Below are 5,125 nucleotides of genomic sequence, written 5' to 3'. Positions count from 1 at the left end.
TGGATGTGGACTTACAATCATGACCGCCCGAACATGGCCCTGGGCGGATTTACGCCAAAGCAGCGGTTGGCCGTGGCCGCTTAGTTTCTACTTCTGAACCCCGTGCAAAACGGGGGGATTACCCTACGACCTCATCAATGATGAGAGTCGATCATCGTGAACTCCAATCCAGTGGCACAACGAGAGACCGTGGTCGACTCATTGCTGACCGTCACGTAGTTTGGTCTCTACTGACCAAATCGCGTGATCAACGACTTGCACGCATCGGTTCTTACAGTAGATGCAGACAGTTCCGAGAGGCGACCGCGCTGCGGGCTATGCGTACGAAGAAAAAATGGCTTGCGCGTGTCGGGGGCGCCCCAAATCTCGATTGCGACAAATCTAGCTTCGGCATTGGGATTTCATCGTCCGCAATGGCGAGCTCGTCGATGACATCTCGCCGCCCAGATATTGGCGCCAGAACTGTCGACGCATATCACGGCCGCGGGAAGGAGTCGCGACTAAATCGCGTAACCGGCGAAATAATAGGCCTGACTCTCCCGCAATCATTGAGACGTCCGAGTTACCGTCGCCAGCGACGTTTTCATTCGGCGCCTTTGGGAAACGGATCAACCAAATCCTCCGTCCGTACCCACCCAAAAGTAACACGTCCCTCAAACCTCGGCCCGGTACCAACGTAACGAATGTATGAAAATTCGCCTTGCGTTTTCAGCGCAACCACTCCATCTCCATAGACAAGATAAGACTTTCGTGCAACAAATTTCCCATTGCGATCATCGTAGAATATTGTCTTGCTCTTCGCGATGCGAATCCCAATCGCCGGCACCTGCTGAGTTACTCGATAGCTGACTGACCGATAGTCTTTGGGGCTAAAGGCGAAAACTCCTGTCGCATTTTCGCACCCGGCTTGACCGGTCTGGGTTTGTATCACCCATTCATCGTCGCGTCGATACAAGTTCGCTTTGATGTCGAACGCCTTGTTTCTCTTCACAAAATTCGGCGATTTTTCGCCAAGAACAAAGGTCAACAACGGCGTGGCGATGTAGTCACCAACATTTTCGGCATTTGATTTATCCCGATCTTCCGTGAATAGGAAGCTACAAGAAAACTTCGCATTCCGAGAGTCATAGAAGCCGGAGACTGAGCTGCCATCGCGAAATCCGATCAGTCCCGGTTGATCAAATATTATGGCTTCGCCCGCAAAGGATGGTGACGTCGACAGCCATGCGACAAAAAACAACGCGACGGATTTATTTGAATTGTTCATAGAATTTTTTGAGATTATTAGCGTAATCAGGGTTCTTTTCTCGCCAGTCCCCTCCATTATATGACGTCGCCACCTGCTCCCAATTGTGACTTCTCAATCCATCAACGCCGGCACTCTTCAATTTTTTCATGAACGCAACAAATATCTCCATCTGCCCGTCCGTTCCAGACATAAATTTATTGGCAAACTCGGCGGGCGTCGAGCATCCGCAATATGAATAATACTCCCCAAGAATTTGAAATCCACCCCAGGAGCACGATTGTATGGCGACATCAAAATCTAGAGCTGCGGCGCGAATCAGCTTCTCATATTGATTAAGGCCGCCTCCGCCATATTGGTCTCCGTGTGGGAAGCAGAGGTCAGGGAATTTTGGATAGGGATTTTCTGGAGGCCCCTTTTTTTTGGGTGGATGTGCTTTCTTTTTTTTCGCGCCGTTCGCCTTTGCGCCCGTCGATTCCGCCGCTTTCTTTTCCGCCTCTCTTTCCTTTTCCTCCGCCTCCTTGTCGCGTTTTTTTACGGAGAGGTCGAAGAAGTGTCGTCGCTCGTAAAGTATGGACGGGAGTCCATTTTCCAAAAATGGACTCCCGCGGGATTCTTGTTGAACCAGCGCTTTAATGGCGGCGACTTCTACGTTAAGCTCGCTTGCCATATGTTGATACTGTGAATCAGAAAAGAACTCTGGCTTTGGATAGCTCAATCGCGAACCAAAAACACTGAACGATACAGTGCGCGGTTGACCGGTATTTATCACTTTGTAGTGGTGCTCAATCGTAATCTTGGTTTTTTTCTTATGTGATTTTGGATCGACCGTGACTTCCTTGTTTTTCTTGGGAAAATCTTTGTTCACTCGGCCTTGCTCGGTGACTTTTTGCGTCCATGCAATGTACTGACCAAAATCCTTGATCAATCGCTCGATCGTCATGACCTCCCCTTCCTTCACAACCGGGAGATCGAGGTTCTGCTCGAATTCATCCTTTGGCGTGAGTTGAGTGGTTGCCTCCAGATGATATTCGGGACTGACAATGGTAAAGGCACTAATATCTTTCTTGGGTACGATCTGAGCTTTCCATGCATATTCCCCTCGACGGTTTTTAACGAACACATCGATCGGCTGGTTGCGAGCTGCATTTGTGATCGTCACTGCGAATCCATCCTTGTCGGTGGTCGCTTCCGTCTTATTGTCCGCTATTGGAGGTGAGGATGGGACGGCCGGTTCGGCTTTGCCACCCGATGACGTTTGAGCGGGCGATGCTACCGGAGTGGAAGAGGCTGCAGATGGCGCAGCCTGAGGCGACGATGGCGTCGCTGTGGACGCCGAGGCGGGTGTAGCACCCGACGCGGGCGCCGCTGCCGCCGCATTGTTCGTCGCCGGCGGTACCTCTTGAACCGTCGCAGGGTCGGGACCGGTTTGCCACGTAGGCGCCGGTGGCGTGTTCTTCGCGGCTTTCAACTGTACGGAAAGACCTTCGATGGGCTTCTGCAGCACGTCGCGGAAAAGCACAGTCACTTTCACGGACGCCGCGGGTTCGGTCTTGGCCTTCGGGGCCGGCGCGTCGGCGGGTTGTGCGTTCGACACTAATTCTCCTTATCGATTTCGCTGAGGTCGGATGTTGAATCAGTTAAGTTTCTTGCTGCTCGCCGACCGAGTCTTCGCTCTCGTCGTCGTCCTGTTCTTCATGATCGTAAGCATCTTCAATCGCGTGCCAGTCGCCGCCGCCGATCTCACACCTCACTTTCGTTGACGTCGGCGTGCGGACGATCGCTGTTTCACCATCGAGTAGCCCGCCCTGCTGCTGAAGCGTTCCGTCAGGTAGATAAATGCGATAAGTCTGCGCGTGCAGTGCTTCCCCGACACCGAAATTTGCTACGACCGATGATACGTCGAAACTCTGCGTATATTCGTGGGTAAGGTTCTGCGGCAAACTACTCACTGGAAGCGGCGGGATGGAATAGCGCATGCTGGCCGGTCCACTGAACGAATGTTGCGCGCCCTTGAACTCGACGGTTCCCGGAGCGTGCCCGCGGATATTGCCGCCTTCAAGCGTGATCGAAGCACCACCTGCCGTGAGCACCAGCTTTCCACCCGCCGCGATCTCGATGTCTCCTTGCGCCAACAGTTTGAGAACTTCTTTGGCGATCACCTCGACATTCGCGTCATGAGACTGGATCTGCACGGGCCCCTTCGTAAATAACCTAATCGCTGTCTGCGAGAACATCCCGATTGCCTTGGCGGCATTTACGATGAATGCTCCAGCAGATCCGATGTGCGTGTTCAGGCCGCTGACCAAATTGATATGGCGATCGGCTGTCATGTGCATCGAGTCTTGCGTAGACGTGCCGACACCGAAAGGGCTGGCGAGCAGCAAAATCGCCTTCTTGAACGCATTCGCGCTACCCGTTCCGCCACCGGCCGTGCGACCGCCCCCAGCTTCTGGTGTCTCAGACTGCTGGGTGGCATCAGTGAACAGCTTGAGCGAATCGTGGCTGTCCTTGAGGCTGTCTGCGTGGTGCTGGACGCCGACGTTCGACAGCGTCTCAACAATGCTCTCGGCGCCGATCAATTGGCGCTGTGCTTCACTGACGTCGAGCTGATCATCGTTGTGCGCCTTCGGATGCGTTCCAATATATGCACCGCGATTAGCCCGCACACCGAGATAATCATCGGTATGCAGCAATGCACCTTTACCGAGGTATCGGCCCCGTGCATTGTTATTGCCCGCATGGTCGATCAAGACCCCTTGGTGATACAGGCTGTAGCTGTTCCCGACCCTACCGGTGTAGGTGGTCAGTCGCGTAGCACCCTGATTCGTGGAATCGTCGTGCACGAACGCATTGTATGCGCCGCTCTTGCCGAAGCCACTCGACATGAGACCAGACAGCAGGACGTTGCTATGCCACTGGGGAGGCGTTGTCTGGGACGGCAAACGCCCTAGTACATACGGCCGATCGCAATCACCTTGAAAATAGTCGACCAGGACCCACTCGTTCTTGCGTGGCACATGCACGCCCCCGTATCCATAACCAGTGTCGGCTTGCATCACTAGCAGCGGCGGCGATGTTTGCGAGTCCTCAGTTGTGCTACGCTGGTCCCACGGATAAACCACGAAGATGCGATTGCGCTCGTCTGCCCATGCTTCTTCGTTATCGGGGCCACTCACGAGTGCATGCTCGGCATGCATCAGCGGCTTCTTGTGCTCGAACGGACTGCGATACTCGACGTTGGTACGCTGCGATTCCACTTTCACCATGTAGACGCCGGCCAAGCCGTCGACAGGATTGGCCCGTGAGCCGAATTGACTGCCGTGCTGCCGGCGCAAGTCCGACAATTCGCTCTGCAAACTCAGTGGATACGTCGCGGCGTGATTGGATAGCGGCACATTGTTTTCAATGAACCACTCGACCTCGACGACCATGAACTCCCGAAGATTCGGATCGACCGTCATGTGCCGCGTATGATGTTCGAGGGTGAAGCGAGAACCAGCATCGAGCCATCGCCCCCCCCCCAAGGCCGATGTATCGGCGAGCTGCAGAAGTCCAAGCCTGAGTGCGATTGGAGGCGCGCCGTTGTCCATCGTTCGAGGTCGGATAGGCGTACGACAGTGCTTCGCGCACTATCATCGGCGCGTACGGGATTTCGCGCTTCACTTGCTGACGTCGTTCTTCCGTCATGTACGTGATTGCGCTGTCGCCAAGATCGCTGCGCACCGAGTAATTCTGTTGCGGATTCTTGTAGTTAAAGGAGGTCGTCGCGTAGGCGAGGAGAGGTGGCCTCACTCGTTCGGACAGTTTTCTGAGATTTTTAAGTGGAGCGGCCGAGGCAATCATGCTGCCGATTTGATCGCAGGCAGCGTCGCGAAG

General features: G+C 54.2%; 3 protein-coding genes and 1 pseudogene. All 4 read right to left on the bottom strand.

Features of this window, described 5'->3' with window-relative positions:
- Positions 1-583: 583 nt before the first annotated feature.
- On the bottom strand, positions 584-1,267 hold the full coding sequence (locus HWX36_RS36520; RefSeq protein ID WP_175958552.1) for a hypothetical protein: 684 nt from the start codon (positions 1,265-1,267) through the stop codon (positions 584-586).
- On the bottom strand, positions 1,251-2,843 hold the full coding sequence (locus tag HWX36_RS36515) for an N-acetylmuramidase family protein (protein WP_244136618.1): 1,593 nt from the start codon (positions 2,841-2,843) through the stop codon (positions 1,251-1,253). The genes HWX36_RS36520 and HWX36_RS36515 overlap by 17 nt, the downstream gene beginning before the upstream one ends.
- A gap of 43 nt (positions 2,844-2,886) precedes the next feature.
- Positions 2,887-4,710: a DUF2345 domain-containing protein gene (locus tag HWX36_RS36510; RefSeq protein ID WP_208457846.1), complete on the bottom strand. Its 1,824-nt coding sequence runs from the start codon at positions 4,708-4,710 to the stop codon at positions 2,887-2,889.
- Positions 4,652-5,125, bottom strand: a pseudogene (locus tag HWX36_RS36880) (hypothetical protein); the annotation flags it as partial. The pseudogene HWX36_RS36880 and the gene HWX36_RS36510, both read right to left, overlap by 59 nt.

The organism is Burkholderia sp. BCC0405 (assembly GCF_902833075.1).
Taxonomy (GTDB): domain Bacteria; phylum Pseudomonadota; class Gammaproteobacteria; order Burkholderiales; family Burkholderiaceae; genus Burkholderia.
The sequence above is the reverse complement of the archived record's forward strand: the minus strand, read 5'-3'. Positions and strand labels throughout refer to the sequence as shown.

Bases quoted from the DNA above. Each gene is read 5' to 3' on its own strand.
- HWX36_RS36520 (WP_175958552.1), bottom strand. From the start codon at position 1,267: ATGAACAATTCAAATAAATCCGTCGCGTTGTTTTTTGTCGCATGGCTG.
- HWX36_RS36510 (WP_208457846.1), bottom strand. From the start codon at position 4,710: ATGACGGTCGATCCGAATCTTCGGGAGTTCATGGTCGTCGAGGTCGAG.